This is a genomic window from Schaalia sp. Marseille-Q2122 (assembly GCF_903645355.1).
Taxonomy (GTDB): domain Bacteria; phylum Actinomycetota; class Actinomycetes; order Actinomycetales; family Actinomycetaceae; genus Pauljensenia.
In genome coordinates this window covers 44308-57662 of record NZ_CAHJXR010000007.1, presented here as the reverse complement: position 1 = coordinate 57662, position 13355 = coordinate 44308, and the positions used below count along the sequence as shown (strand labels likewise).

Sequence of the window (13355 nt, the reverse complement as noted above, 5' to 3'; positions counted from 1 at the left end):
GGCACGCTCTCCGATGCTCCTTCCAGCATGCCAGTACTGCTTTGGAAGGCGCTTGGAGTTGTCGAAGTGCTTTCGCTGTATCGTCCACAGTGAGCATCCTAGGCGAAGTCGAAGGCCCCTCTGCTATTGGTACGCCTCAGCGCCTTTGGTACGTGGCATGCCACGTACCAAAGGCGCTGACACATACCCGTGGCGACCAAACGCACCGACGCTACCCCAACACACCAACAACACAGCAAGAACACACCAACACACCAACAGCAGCGCCGCACACGACCTCTTCAATGACCCCACTAAGCCTGGGTGGCCCCCAACAAAAAACTGGGTGGCCCCCAACAAAAAGGCGGGATTAGCCTCAACAAAAGGCTGGGCACCCCTCCACAGGGGTGCCCAGCCTTCAGACCTTTACCAGGTAGGCATTGAGCGCCGCGCTCACTCCCACTCGATGGTGGCCGGCGGCTTCGAGGTCACATCCAAAACCACGCGGTTCACGTCGGGCACCGAGTTGGTAATGCGCGTCGAAATACGAGCCAGAACCTCGTAAGGCAGGCGCGTCCAGTCAGCCGTCATCGCATCCTCGGAAGACACCGGGCGCAGCACAATCGGATGGCCATAGGTGCGGCCATCGCCCTGCACACCCACCGAACGCACATCGGCCAGCAGCACCACGGGACACTGCCAGATCTCACCATCCAGGCCAGCGGCGGTCAGTTCCTCGCGAGCAATCAGATCAGCCGCACGCAAAATCTCCAGGTTATGGGCGGTGACCTCGCCAATCACGCGAATACCCAGGCCGGGGCCAGGGAAGGGCTGGCGGGCAACGATCTTCTCGGGAACGCCCAGCTCACGGCCGATGGTACGCACCTCGTCCTTGAAGAGGTCACGCAGGGGCTCAACGAGTTCGAACTGCAGGTCCTCAGGTAGGCCGCCCACATTGTGGTGGGACTTAATGTTGGCTGCGCCCTCGCCGCCACCAGACTCAACGACATCGGGGTAGAGCGTGCCCTGAACGAGGAACTTAATCTCCGCACCGGCGGCGCCGACCTCTTCAATGACGCGACGCTGGGCGGCCTCGAAGGAGCGAATGAATTCGCGGCCAATGATCTTACGCTTGGCTTCAGGTTCGGTCACGCCCGCCAGGGCGTCAAGGAAGCGCTGGGATTCGTCCACGGTGATGACGCGGATACCCATACCCTTGGCGTAGTCTTCCTCGACCTGTTCGCGCTCACCGGCGCGCAGCAGGCCGTGGTCAACGAAGATGCAGGTGAGCTGATCGCCAACGGCCTTGTGCACGAGGGCGGCTGCGACAGAGGAGTCCACGCCGCCCGACAGGCCGCAGATGACGTGAGCGTCACCGACCTGCTCGCGGATGCGTGCAACCTGCTCGTCAATGATGGAGCCCGGGGTCCAGGTTGGTTCAATGCCCGCGCCCTCGTAGAGGAAGTTCTTCAGGGCATCCTGGCCGTGCTCGGAGTGCATAACCTCGGGGTGCCATTGCAGGCCAAAGAGGCGGCGTTCGCGTGATTCGAAGGCGGCGACTGGGGTTTCTGAGGTTGAGGCGGTGACGGTGAAGCCTTCGGGGGCGGCCTGGACCGCATCCCCGTGGCTCATCCATACGGCCTGCTCAACGGGGGTGCCGGAGAAGAGGCAGGAGTCGCCTGCGACGGTGGCGGGAGTGTGGCCGTATTCGCGGGTACCGGTGCGGCCAACGGTTCCGCCGAGGGCGTGGGCCATGGTTTGGAAGCCGTAGCAGATTCCCAGGACGGGCACGCCCGCGTCGAAGATGCTGGCGTCGATGCTGGGGGCGCCGTCCTCGTACACCGAAGAGGGTCCGCCCGAGAGGATGATCGCTGCCGGATCCTTGGCGAGCATCTGCTCGACGGGCATGGTGTGCGGGACGATCTCGGAATAGACCGAGGCTTCGCGCACGCGGCGGGCGATCAATTGGGCGTACTGTGCGCCAAAGTCGACGACAAGGACAGGGCGATTCTGATTTCCAGTTGTGCTCACGGGTCTAATGCTACCTGTCTGCCTTGGGGGAAAGGAACGCCTGGAGGCCCTTTGGACCTCCAGGCGTTGCGGTTCTCACTGTCGCATAATGCTACCTTTGTCTCGGCAGCGCGCAGTGCCGATTAGTGTGTTGAACACTGACCAATGCTCACTTGTCGAGGGCGCGGTATCCAAGAAGCATCATGCCGGCGAACACTGCGATCTTGAGGGCGTCACCAATGAGGAAGGGCAGGACACCGACGCTCAGACCTTCAGCCAGGCTCATGCCAGTGAAGGGCACCAGCCACGCCAGGCCAGCGGCATAAACCAGAGTGGAGGCGAGGACGCCTGCGGCGAGCAGTGCCCACAGGGAGCGGCCGATGGCGCGTTGAGCAACCCATCCAATGAGCACTGCGGCCAGGATGTAGCCAAGGATGTAGCCCAGCGAGGGGATGGCCCAGCCCGCACGGCCCGCTGCGAAGATTGGCAGACCAGCCACACCCAGGGCTGCGTAGAGACCGGTAGAGGCAGCGGCGCGCCCCAGGCCCGATGTACCCGCGATGAGCATGACGGCCAGGGTCGCCAGGGAGACGGGCACGGGGGTGAAAGGTAGGGGAATCTGGACCTGTGCGGCGATGGCGAGCAGCGCGGTTCCTGCGAGCACGATGACGGCGTCGCGGACGCGGGTGCCTCCCACAAGGTCGGCGAGGACGCGGGCTTCACTGACACGGCGGGCGGAGGCGAGGGTAGCCGAGGTCGTGGAGGTGGGTGCAATAACGCTCAAAGGAAAACCTTTCTCGATGCCGGCACGCGCTGCGACTGCCCTGCGCTTACCCTGCGTTTGCCCCGCGTTTCCTCGTTTTGTGGGGGCGAGGGCGAAGCGAGAGCTAGGGGCCCTCAGCGTTGTTAGAACAGAACACCGCGCGTCGGCTGTTGTGTGGTGTCAGGCGAGCAACTGATGTCAACCACCCTTCCTGAACACCGTTCAGGTGAACAGTGTTCACTATACTGTTAACGATTCACTTCTTGCCCACAACGCCCTCTTTTGTCCATATCTTGAAACATGACTGCCTTCCAAACTTCCCCTCCCCTCGCCTCCCCTCCTCCTGCCCGTGCTTCCTCCACTTCTGCGCCCGCGGCGCCCTCGTCGCGTCCGCGCTATCGGCGTGAGGACATCATCCGCGCCGCCTGCACGCTTTTGAACGAGGGCGGCCTCGCTTCGCTGACCATGCGCCGCCTGGCCACACACCTGGACGTGCAGCCTTCGGCCCTGTACTGGCATTTCGCGGATAAGCAGACCCTGCTCGCCGCAATGTCTGCGCATATTCTGACCGGCGCCGCGATTGACACCTCTGCTCCGATTGGCGAGGCCACCACCCCGCTCCCTTGGGAGGTCCAGATTCGCCACACTGCGGCAGAGGTCCGCGAGTGTCTGATGAGCTACACCGACGGGGCAGAACTGGTGTCCTCTTCCTTGGCGTTGGGGCGCGTGGAGCTGCCCTTGCGCGCGCAATGTGCGGATTCCTTGCGAGCTGAGGGCGCATCGGAAACGGCGATTGACCTGATCACTTCAACGCTAGGGCATTACGTGGTGGGCGCGACCTTCCACGAGCAGCAGCGCCAGAGTATGGCCGCACTTGACGCTAGCGCAACGGATGCCGAGGCTCCTAAGAACACCGAGCGCGAGCAAACCCTTCAAGCGCAGGCCAATCAGGGGTTCACTCAAGGCGTTGAGCTCATTATTGCCGGTGCCGCAGTGCTCCTGAGCATGGGAGCGGGCAGCGGGGAATGAGGGACATATGATGCCACCATGCGCATCGGAGCGTACTGTTTCACCATAGTCTGTATCCGATTCACCCACCCCGAGTCCCTCAGCCTTGTTACAGTACGAAGTAGTTGACAGCACACAGGCAGGTGAGCGCATTGCAAGAAGTAGGTTTCGATCGAGATTCGATAGGAATCAGCATCAAGAAAGACTGGCACGACAGCGAGGTTTTTTCTTCGGCAGGTGCTTCCATGCCCTATCGTGAGGCAGCCGGAGCAGTTCCTGACATGCCGTGCGGCGATGGAGAGGGGACACGATCTCTACAGTCTCAGCTCCAGACCTTCTGCCGGGTGATGAGGCTTGTCCTCTTAGAGTATTCAGACGCGTGCGCACTCATGGGTTCGGGGCAAGAGAAAGCGATCTCCAACTTCGATCGCTCAGAGTACGAGGTATCTGACCAGTTCAGACTTCTTGCTGAAAGGCTCGGCTAATGACCCGTGGCATGAACGCGCTTCCCGCACCAGAAGACCGTCGCCCACAGCTGTACCGCATCGCAGGCGAGCTCCAGCGCATTTCTTACATCATTAATGGCACCCAGATATCGGTGGATACTGCGCGCACCCGGCGCCCAGAGTGGGTGGGTGAGGCAGCAGAGGCCTACGTGTCACAGTTACAGACGCTGGGGAGCAAGGTACGTGATCTGGCGCCTCGCTTAGGCAAAGCCGCGGAGAGCATTAATGAATGGGGCGACTTGCTGGGTTCGACGATTAACGTTTCACTTCCGGCCTTGTGGGACGACTGGGACGAAGCCAATCGCATATGCGAGCAGGCTATCGCAGACATCAACATCGATGAGATGAATGCCCAGAACAGCCCCACGTCCCCTCCCGCATCGCATTTTGGAGCACAACGGGAGCGTGCATATACACTCCGCGATGAGGAACTTGTGAGGATCCGCCAATCCTACGAGTCGAAGATCCGCTTCCTTGACGAGGCTGCGGGTGATGTTGCCCGCTTACTTCGGACCCTTCAGGACCAGATCGTCCCTGCGAAAGCCGCAGCCGAAAGCCGCGAGGCTATCGGAGCAGCCTTGTTTGATGACATTCCTCTGATTGACGGTCAGGCCCAGTGGGAGCATGCGTTGTCGTTAGCCGACGACATTTCCCAAGGGATACGGGACAAGGATCTGACGACCGAGGAACTCCTTGCGTTCCATGAGAAGTACGGCGAGCTTTTGAAGGACCCGTTCTATAGTCGCGCTGTTCTTGATCAGGTCAGTGCGGAGGACCTCTATCAATTCGCTATGCGCATTGCACCCGGCATGCCTGGCTCTATGATCCCCCACGAAAAGGAACGATCTGATCTTCTCGCCTCCGTTGGTACCATGTTGGCGCTCGCGACGGGCGGCGCAAACTATTCTGGCGACACCTCCCTCTCTCAAGAGAGCTTCGACCAGGTGAAGGCTGGTCTTATCGGCAAATCTGGTCGTTCCTACGATGAGATGCTTGCCCATGAGCTGCAGGAGATCCATGAGAGCGGCCGGAAGCTCATCAGCCCTCAAGGCAGTGACTATTTCGATGCACACACAGATATTGAGGGATACAACCTCTTTAGCCAGCTGACTGGTCACGCGGCAAATCGCAACCCCAACCTTACCTTGGGTGCCGCGTTCTACAGCGGACATGAGGGAACAGACGGCCAACACACTCCCTCCCTGGCAGAGGACATTCTTCTATGGGACCGTGAGAGCGGAGCAGGACTCAGCGCTGCGCGCAACGAGGGTCGAGCACCTTATGACCTTCTGCTCGGCACCAATAGCGCTCTACTAGACCCCATGCAGTCGATCTTCCTCCTGTCCGACACACCCGATTCTCTCGAAGGACTACCGGAGGATTCTCCTCAGAGGATTCAGGAACGTGACAGGCTCAATGCAATTGGTGATTTCCTATCGAAAGAGGCTCCTTTTACGGTCAAAGTGATCGAAGGTAACCAGAGCACTGACAAGACCGTTTCCTTTGCCCGCTATCTTGCAGGACACCGAAATCAGTCCTTCGAAGGCAGCTTTGGCTTCATGGATCGTGGACACGCATTCGGGAATATGATCGCGGACGTGACTGCCCCGGAAACACACCCCCATCTGAAGGAACCTCTACGAGGAGATTTCGACAACCCGAAGGACTTTGAGGAGGCAAAGGCCGCGTGGCAACGTTCCCGACACACAGGAAAAGTCAGCGCCACTGTAGCTTTGAACTTTATCGAGGGCTACCAGGATGGACTCAACCGAGACCATGGAGACGACGATAAATACCTAGGCCAAGATATCTACGGGTATTCCAATGCCGAACTGCGACCGTGGATGGGCAAGGTGCTCGCCTTCCGTGCCGAGGATCTTGCGATTGGAATGTCGGAAAGCACTAACGAAGAGGACAGTCACATAAGTGCCAGAACCGACGGCAACCCCTACAGAATCAAGGTAGGCTCTCTCCTCGCGAGCAGCATCAGTCGTCACAACGGGGTCATTGCAGATCTCGCCTTTGACGAAGCACGCGCGACCCTTTTTAACGATCCTCAATACAGGGTCTCCCACCCGAATGGACACCCACCAGCGCTCGATTATCTGCGTAAGGCCGCTATCCTTGGCCTCAATCAAGACTTGCATTCCACTATCAATTCTGCCGGTTCTGGTACGGACAATGCGCTCAGCCGATGGGGCAAGATCCTTGGATACACTCACCTTGAACCCATACATGCCGCAAAAGAGTTACGCGAGGTCTATGCAGAGAGAAATGAACGCCTGGCACAAGCCGGTGAATTCGCATTGGATCTTGTCACACTCAAAAGAGGAGATAACATTCCAGGCATCGACGAGATGAAGGAGTCCGTTGCGGGCCAATTTGCTGACGCAATCCAGCCCCCACAACCTGGCGTGAGCCTAACGGACCAGCGCAAAGAGACCGCATACGATTTCAGCAGAGATATTGATCTGCTGTACCGCCGAGCATTGACAACCATTGAAGAAATCCCGCCCTACCACGGAGAAACCTTCACAGAAGTTCCTCGAGAAATAGCTGGAGTGACCACCGTTTTCAAACCATACGATCAGATGTCCGATTCTGAAAAGGACATCTTTGACACGTATCTCTCAAACAACCCAGGGTTTGCCAGTCACTTGCAAGCAATCGATGCTCTTCGAGAGAGAGTGGAAACCGGATGGAAGAATGCTCATGACACGGACTAAACGCTTCCTCACCGCTCTCGCAGCATTGTCGCTAGCCTCGGCGCTTGCTGCGTGCAGCCCGCCTCCACCCGAAGGCATGCTCGCCGACTACCCTGAACTCCCCGCCGACTACACCGGCCCCACCTGCAGCGGAACACATACCGGCCCACCCACTGAAGGCGTCATCTTTGGTCCCTTCGAAAATCAAGACCCTATCCCCTACGAGGTCAAGTACAACCACTACACCGAGGTAGCGCACGATACGAAGGCAAACACTCACGGTCGAGCAAACCTCACTCGAGAAGCCCTTCTGGAAAGTCCCGTTTTTGCCGATGCAGTGTATGTGTATTACGGGGTGACACCTCTTGGCGATCCTGTAATCCCGGAATCTCCTGAGGATTTCCGACAACGGTATATTGAAATGGCTGGCGATCTCAACACCGTGGAAGTGACCAACGGCGGTGGAGAAGAAACAATCAGGTACGCTCTACCGCCTCGCTACATCGATGGCAACCTCGCCCTGGGCTACACCCTAATCACAAAGTACAGAGTGACCGGCAAACGGATCGAAAAATGGCGTGTCTGGCGATGCGACGGCCTCTGGACAATCACATTACATTCAGCTCGCCTTAAGCGCCCGGCAGACGGGAGTGTTCCACCATTTCTCGAAGAAGACAAGAAACTACTCGACACTATGAAATGGGTTCCAAAGACGCGCTTCGAAGACCCGCCGCCCCGGGACTACAGGTAGGCCTTTTAGTCCGTTAAGGGAATCTCGCAAGAAAACATTCCTTTCATAGGTCTTCGGCAGATTCTTAGCATTCGAGCCAATTAGATGGACAGTCATGATGCAAACTCAACGCTTCCTCACCGCCCTTGCAGCATTGTCGCTAGCGTCAGTGCTCGCCGCTTGCAGCCCCACTCCACCCGAAGGCATGCTCGCCGACTACCCTGAACTCCCCGCCGACTACACCGGCCCCACCTGCAGCGGAACACATACCGGCCCACCCACTGAAGGCGTCATCTTTGGTCCCTTCGAAAATCAAGACCCTATCCCCTACGAGGTCAAGTACAACCACTACACCGAGGTAGCGCACGATACGAATGTAAATACCCACAGCCGAGTCAACCTTACTCGGGTAGACCTTGTCGAAATCCCTGCTCTCACCGATGCGGTGTATGTACGTTACGGGGTTGCATCTCATAGGGATCATGGGATCCCCGAATCCCCCGAGGATTTCCGACAGAGGTATATTGAATTAGCTGGTGATCTTAACACCGCGAAAGTAAGTAGCGATGGCGAAGAAACAATCCGTTACGCTCTACCGCCTCGCTACATCGATGGCAACCTCGCCCTGGGCTACACCCTAATCACAAAGTACAGAGTGACCGGCAAACGGATCGAAAAATGGTTTGTCTGGCGATGCGACGGCCTCTGGACAATCACATTACATTCAGCTGAACTCAAACGGCCGGCAGACGGGAGTGTTCCACCATTTCTCGAAGAAGACAAGAAACTACTCGACACTATGAAATGGGTTCCAAAGACGCGCTTCGAAGACCCGCCGCCCCGGGACTACAGGTAGGCCTTTTAGTCCGTTAAGGGAATCTCGCAAGAAAACATTCCTTTCATAGGTCTTCGGCAGATTCTTAGCATTCGAGCCAATTAGATGGACAGTCATGATGCAAACTCAACGCTTCCTCACCGCCCTTGCAGCATTGTCGCTAGCCTCGGCGCTTGCTGCGTGCAGCCCTACACCCCCTGAGGGGATGCTTGCCACCTACCCCGAGCTCCCCGCCGACTACCACGGCCCCACCTGCACCGAGACGCACACAGGCCCACCCACCGAAGGCGTCCTCTTCGGACCCTTCGAAAACACTGACCCTATCCCCTACCAAGCTGAATACGACCAAAACACCCAGGTAACGCATAACACGAAAGTAAACGCTTACGGACATGCTACTGCCACCCGCCACCCATATATCTCCGACTTGTTGAGTGTCTATTACGGGTTTATCCCTCGGGGGGATCCTGTCATTCCAAGCTCTCCAAGCGAATTCCATGAGCTGTATACAAAACAAGCTGGGGACCTCAATGCTGTGCGTGAGCTAGACGGTGGAGAAGAAGAGAAAATCCGTTACGCGCTACCCCCTCGATACATTGACGGAAACCTTGCCCTAGGCTTCACTGAAATCACTAAACGTAGAGTTACCGGCGACCGGATTGAAAGGTGGCTTGTCTGGCGATGCGACGGCATCTGGACGGTCAGATTACGAACGCCTCCCCTTGAACGCCTACCCGACGGCAACGTTCCACCAATTCTCGACAGCAGCAAAAACCTACTCAACACCCTCAAATGGGTCCCCAAAACCCTCTTTGAACCCACACCAGAGGGCATCATCGTACTCTAGACAACGAAGCGCGGCCCCATCACCGCCAGTCCCTCCCCCAATAACGCTTGAACCGTCCTGGGTTTCGTTCCGGGGTGAAGCCTGAAAGGATGGTTCAAGAATTACAAAAAGTGATGCGAGCAACCTGAAGTAGGTTCCCAAAACACATTTTGAACCCACACCAGAGGGCATCACCATAAGCCGCTAGACAACGAACGCCGGTCCGCCCTGAGTTGGTGCCTGGGAGTGAGCGAAGGTGTCCCGTGGGGGTCGTAAAGTGGCTCTTCCCAATTGAGGGTGTGGGTGGGTGTGAGCTAGTGCGGGGGTGTTGGTGTGTGGATAGGCGTTGAGGTCTTCCGATGATGGGAGTTAACACAGCCTCCAACGGGAAGACCTCAACATGTCCAACGCTACCTTCATTGAGCCTGATTTGACTACTTTTGCTGGTTTGGACGGCCTTGGGCTCATTGTTACCGGCCAGTGTGTTGAGCCTGAGCGAGCAGTGCTCGAATGCCGCGTGGTAGAGCCGGATAACTGGTGCAGGAGGTGTGGCGGCCAAGGACTAGTACGCGACAGTGTGACGCGAAGGCTTGCGCATGTGCCTTTTGGGTGGCGTCCTACCAGTTTGTTGGTACGGCTGCGTAGGTACCGCTGTCGGGAGTGTGGGCATGTGTGGCGACAGAACATGGAGTCAGCAGCAGCCCCCAAAGCACTCCTGTCCAGACGGGCGGCGCGATGGGCGTTGGAAGCGGTTGTGTGCAAGCACTTGAGCATAGCTAGCCTCGCCCAGGGGCTAGGGGTGGCTTGGGATACCGCTAACGACGCTGTAGTGGCTGAGGGCCTGGAGGTCTTGATCAATAACCCGGCCCGGTTTGACGGTGTGAGAGTTATTGGCGTGGATGTGATGTGCTGTCAACTTTTTGGACAGTTTGTGTGGTTTTCCTTATTGCGGGTTTGGCCGCGAGGGTGTGTTGCTGGACGCGTCTGCGTTCCCATTCGCGCTCTGGGGGTAGGTAGTTGATAGCGGAGTGGAATCGGGTGGTGTTGTAGAAGGTGATCCACCGGGCGATTTCGTGGGTGGTGCCAAGTCCTCCGGGGTGGGCTTGTTGGTAGTAGAACTCGACTTTGAGGCTGGCAAAGAAGGATTCGGCTACCGCGTTGTCATAGCAGGTCGCGACGCGTCCTTTGGACTGGTAAACGAAGTTGTTTTCGCAGAACGTGTCGAATTCCTTGCTGGTGTATTGAGCGCCCCTGTCGGAGTGAAACACGCATCCAGGCAGGGCTCCATTACCCAGGGCCATCTCCAAAGCAGTGGTGACCAGGCTGGTGCGCATATGGTTGGCGGTATGCCAGCCCAGCACTTTGCGTGTGGCAAGATCAATAACCGTTGCCAGGTACAACCACCCGCTCGGGGTCTTCAGATACGTGATATCACCAACGAGAACTTCGCCTGGCTCATAGTGTGACGGGGCAAAGTCTTGCTCAACCAGGTCCAACACATACTCGTTGGGGTTTTCACTGCGGATGGTGGTTTTCTTATACGCCCTGGGTTGAATGGCGACCAGGTTGTTTCCCGCATGATCCGACTCACCAGTTTCACCGAGACGCTGTGACCGCGTCTGCGCATTTCAGCGGTAATACCGCGTGCCCCAGCCCGTGAACGTTGTTCAATGAAAATCTCTTTTACCTCATTGGCGAGTGCTGCGCGGCGTTGAGCATACGAATTCACGTGACCACGCGTGTTTTTCCAGTGGTAATACGATGAGCGACGCACGTGGAGCTTGCGGCACATCCAGGCGACCTTGAAATTGCCTTCTTCGCATCGATCAGGTCAAACTTCGCTAAGACTGGTGCGTGGCTGCAAAGAAGGCCCCGGCTTTTTTCAAGAATTCATTCTCCATTTTCAACTCTGCTAAAGCACGCCGATCAGCCTCCCAGGCCCGACGCTCAGACACATCCAACGCACGATCCTGCCCCGGATGAGCATCACGCCACAGGGCAACCCAATGACCAAGCGTTCCCTCATTCACATCCAAATCACGTGCCACCTGAGCAATCGGCTTACCAAGCTCAATCACCATCCGAACCGCATCATCTTTGAACTCCTGCGCATACCGCCGACGCCGAGACCGACCACCAGAAGCACTACTAGTCAAAGAACTCATCAAACAATCCTCTCAGATCACCTGTCCAAAAAGCAGTATGCACCTCACATACGGAAATCTGGGTTCGTAGTGAGAAGCGTCTTTTCGTTGATGATCACTATGTGACACCCGATGCCTACCTGACTGCACTGCGCGAGCAAGCCAATCGCGAACGCGAAGCTGCTGCTGCCGCTGCCCTGAAGACTATGAATGCCGAGGTCGCCGCTCATACTCAAAGCCTTAAGGATGAAACTGGCCGTTTTCGTGAGGAACCTGCCGGGAGCACTCATCCGGGCAGTGTTTCGGGCAGTGTTGCTGTGGGGGGTGTGGGTGCTGGTGGCGGGTGCTCGGGTTGGGGGGTGATCGTCGGGGCTTTTGGTGCTATAGCCCCTCAAGGAGGTTCAGGCGCGGGCTCTGGTGGTGTGGGGGTGTATCGGCGTCCGCCTGCTTTTGGGCCGGGGAGTCGTATGGAACCTATTAATGATCCTGATGCTTTGCGTCATCTTGATCTTTACAAGACTCCGTTGAATCCTAAGATGAGTTCTGATGGGCCTATTGGTGGGTATTTGCCTGCTCAGGTGACAGATGGTACTGATCCGCGGTGGAGTTCTGAGGCGGGTCGTTCTGCGTTGCCGTCGTCTCGCGCGTCTTTGAGTGCGGGCATTCTTGGTGGTGTTGGTGGCGTGGTTGCTGCTGGGAGTGCGCGCTCACTGGTGGGGCAGGGCCAGGGTGTTGATGTGGGGCATAGGAGTGGTGTGGGTGCTGGCCCTGTGTTTGGTGCGGGCAGGGCAGGTGGTGGGCTCTCAACTGCTACCAGTATGTCGAGTGTGTCCAGTTCGACCCCTTCTGTGGGTGTTGCTCGTTCTTTTGGTGTTCCTGGCGTGGGTGGTTTTGGTGCCCCTGTGGGTGGGTCTGGAACAATGAATGCCGCTGCTTCGACTAGTTCGGCTGGTTCGGCTGCTTCTACTGCTTCTTCTGGTGGTGTTGGTGGGTTGCGTCCTTTCGCCCCTTCTGGTGCGGGCACCCCGGGTGCTGCCACCACCGCCACTGCGGGTGTGCCTGGGGTTCCTGGCGCATATGGGCCTGGCGCAGCCGGGGTGTCTTCTGATCGTAAGGATGGGAAGAGTCGTGTTGGGTATCAGGTGGTGCGTGTGCGTGATGATGAGCGTCGACCGGTTAGGCTTTCAGAGGGCGCGGGCCCTGGGGATGTTGCGAGTATGAAGCCTCTTCGTTTTGATGATGACACGGATGATTCCTGGGAATAACCCCTCTTAGAGAAAGTAAAACAAGCAGTGCTCCAAGTCGGCTAAGGCATAGCGGATACGGTAACGCTTAATGTATGCGGTGCACCGCATACATTAAGCGTTAAGCCCTACGTTAAGCATTGAGCGATACGCAAAGTGCCAATATGGGACACAAAAGCCACACTTTCGCCAGGTCTTCATCCTGATATTCCCGTGCTTTGTCCCGCAGCCAGTGACCTAACTTATCCTCATCCCTCTCCGTGCAGAAATCGTCAATGTAGCTATCTCCATTCAAAGGGCACAATTCGTACCCGTGTGAATGAAGATAACGATTAACTGCCTCAACACTCATCGCAACTGGAGTGCCTCAATGAACGCACGATGAGGCTGAGCATCTAGCACAGGGGCTTCCACAATCGTGACCGCACGCTCTGGCATTTCGATGCCCTGTGGACCAAGGGGAGGGTGAAGAAGAAAATAAGTGACAAGAGTGTCGGCAGAAAGATCGGCGCGCTGGGAACCTTCTCGGCGGCTCTCTAGCAACAAGTGTAATCGCGTCATACGAATCTGCCGGGCGATATCACACACATTCCCTACGCCACGAC

Annotated in this window: 10 protein-coding genes and 2 pseudogenes; 7 read left to right on the top strand and 5 right to left on the bottom strand. The window is 57.3% G+C overall.

What is annotated here, in order from left to right; translation table 11 throughout:
* Window positions 1–432: 432 nt before the first annotated feature.
* Together guaA and HWX48_RS08930 are read right to left on the bottom strand one after the other, a co-directional pair.
* On the bottom strand, window positions 433–2010 hold the full coding sequence (guaA, locus tag HWX48_RS08935; RefSeq protein WP_175956748.1) for a glutamine-hydrolyzing GMP synthase: 1578 nt from the start codon (window positions 2008–2010) through the stop codon (window positions 433–435).
* A gap of 148 nt (window positions 2011–2158) precedes the next feature.
* Entirely contained in the window at window positions 2159–2773 is a 615-nt protein-coding gene (locus HWX48_RS08930; RefSeq protein WP_175956746.1) for a biotin transporter BioY, read from the bottom strand.
* A 279-nt stretch (window positions 2774–3052) separates the two neighbouring features.
* Here HWX48_RS08930 and HWX48_RS08925 point away from each other — a divergent pair, with 279 nt between their 5' ends.
* From HWX48_RS08925 to HWX48_RS08900, 6 genes and pseudogenes are all read left to right on the top strand, one after another.
* On the top strand, window positions 3053–3781 hold the full coding sequence (locus HWX48_RS08925; protein ID WP_175956744.1) for a TetR family transcriptional regulator: 729 nt from the start codon (window positions 3053–3055) through the stop codon (window positions 3779–3781).
* 463 nt (window positions 3782–4244) lie between these two features.
* The gene (locus HWX48_RS08920) at window positions 4245–6992 is read left to right on the top strand and encodes a hypothetical protein (RefSeq protein WP_175956742.1); all 2748 of its coding nucleotides are present in this window, start codon (window positions 4245–4247) and stop codon (window positions 6990–6992) included.
* Window positions 6979–7722 carry a hypothetical protein gene (locus tag HWX48_RS08915; RefSeq protein WP_175956740.1) on the top strand — a complete coding sequence of 248 codons (744 nt, stop codon included), beginning with the start codon at window positions 6979–6981 and terminating at the stop codon, window positions 7720–7722. The genes HWX48_RS08920 and HWX48_RS08915 overlap by 14 nt, the downstream gene beginning before the upstream one ends.
* 94 nt (window positions 7723–7816) lie before the next feature.
* Window positions 7817–8557: a hypothetical protein gene (locus HWX48_RS08910; protein WP_175956738.1), complete on the top strand. Its 741-nt coding sequence runs from the start codon at window positions 7817–7819 to the stop codon at window positions 8555–8557.
* A 94-nt stretch (window positions 8558–8651) separates the two neighbouring features.
* Complete coding sequence (locus tag HWX48_RS08905) at window positions 8652–9383, top strand: hypothetical protein (protein WP_175956736.1); 732 nt, start codon at window positions 8652–8654, stop codon at window positions 9381–9383.
* Window positions 9384–9762: 379 nt separating this feature from the next.
* Window positions 9763–10263 (top strand): annotated as a pseudogene (locus HWX48_RS08900) (transposase family protein); the annotation flags it as partial.
* Here the strand turns inward: HWX48_RS08900 and HWX48_RS11290 are convergent.
* The 3 genes and pseudogenes from HWX48_RS11290 to HWX48_RS08890 all read right to left on the bottom strand — a co-directional run bounded on the left by HWX48_RS11290 (window position 10250) and on the right by HWX48_RS08890 (window position 11527).
* Window positions 10250–10927, bottom strand: coding sequence for an IS3 family transposase (locus tag HWX48_RS11290; protein ID WP_303048077.1), 678 nt, complete (start codon window positions 10925–10927; stop codon window positions 10250–10252). The pseudogene HWX48_RS08900 and the gene HWX48_RS11290 overlap by 14 nt on opposite strands.
* A gap of 17 nt (window positions 10928–10944) precedes the next feature.
* A pseudogene (locus tag HWX48_RS11425) lies at window positions 10945–11154 on the bottom strand (IS3 family transposase); the annotation flags it as partial.
* 49 nt (window positions 11155–11203) lie between these two features.
* The gene (locus HWX48_RS08890; RefSeq protein WP_175956729.1) at window positions 11204–11527 is read right to left on the bottom strand and encodes a transposase; all 324 of its coding nucleotides are present in this window, start codon (window positions 11525–11527) and stop codon (window positions 11204–11206) included.
* A 101-nt stretch (window positions 11528–11628) separates the two neighbouring features.
* On the opposite strand from HWX48_RS08890, the gene HWX48_RS08885 reads away from it, so the two are divergent.
* Entirely contained in the window at window positions 11629–12771 is a 1143-nt protein-coding gene (locus tag HWX48_RS08885) for a hypothetical protein (RefSeq protein WP_175956727.1), read from the top strand.
* The last annotated feature ends 584 nt before the right edge of the window (window positions 12772–13355 follow it).

Excerpts from the sequence above, each read along its gene's own strand:
- HWX48_RS08915 (WP_175956740.1), top strand. The coding sequence starts at position 6,979 with ATGACACGGACTAAACGCTTCCTCACCGCTCTCGCAGCATTGTCGCTA.
- HWX48_RS08910 (WP_175956738.1), top strand. The coding sequence starts at position 7,817 with ATGATGCAAACTCAACGCTTCCTCACCGCCCTTGCAGCATTGTCGCTA.
- HWX48_RS08905 (WP_175956736.1), top strand. The coding sequence starts at position 8,652 with ATGATGCAAACTCAACGCTTCCTCACCGCCCTTGCAGCATTGTCGCTA.
- HWX48_RS08925 (WP_175956744.1), top strand. The coding sequence starts at position 3,053 with ATGACTGCCTTCCAAACTTCCCCTCCCCTCGCCTCCCCTCCTCCTGCC.
- HWX48_RS08920 (WP_175956742.1), top strand. The coding sequence starts at position 4,245 with ATGACCCGTGGCATGAACGCGCTTCCCGCACCAGAAGACCGTCGCCCA.
- HWX48_RS08890 (WP_175956729.1), bottom strand. The coding sequence starts at position 11,527 with ATGAGTTCTTTGACTAGTAGTGCTTCTGGTGGTCGGTCTCGGCGTCGG.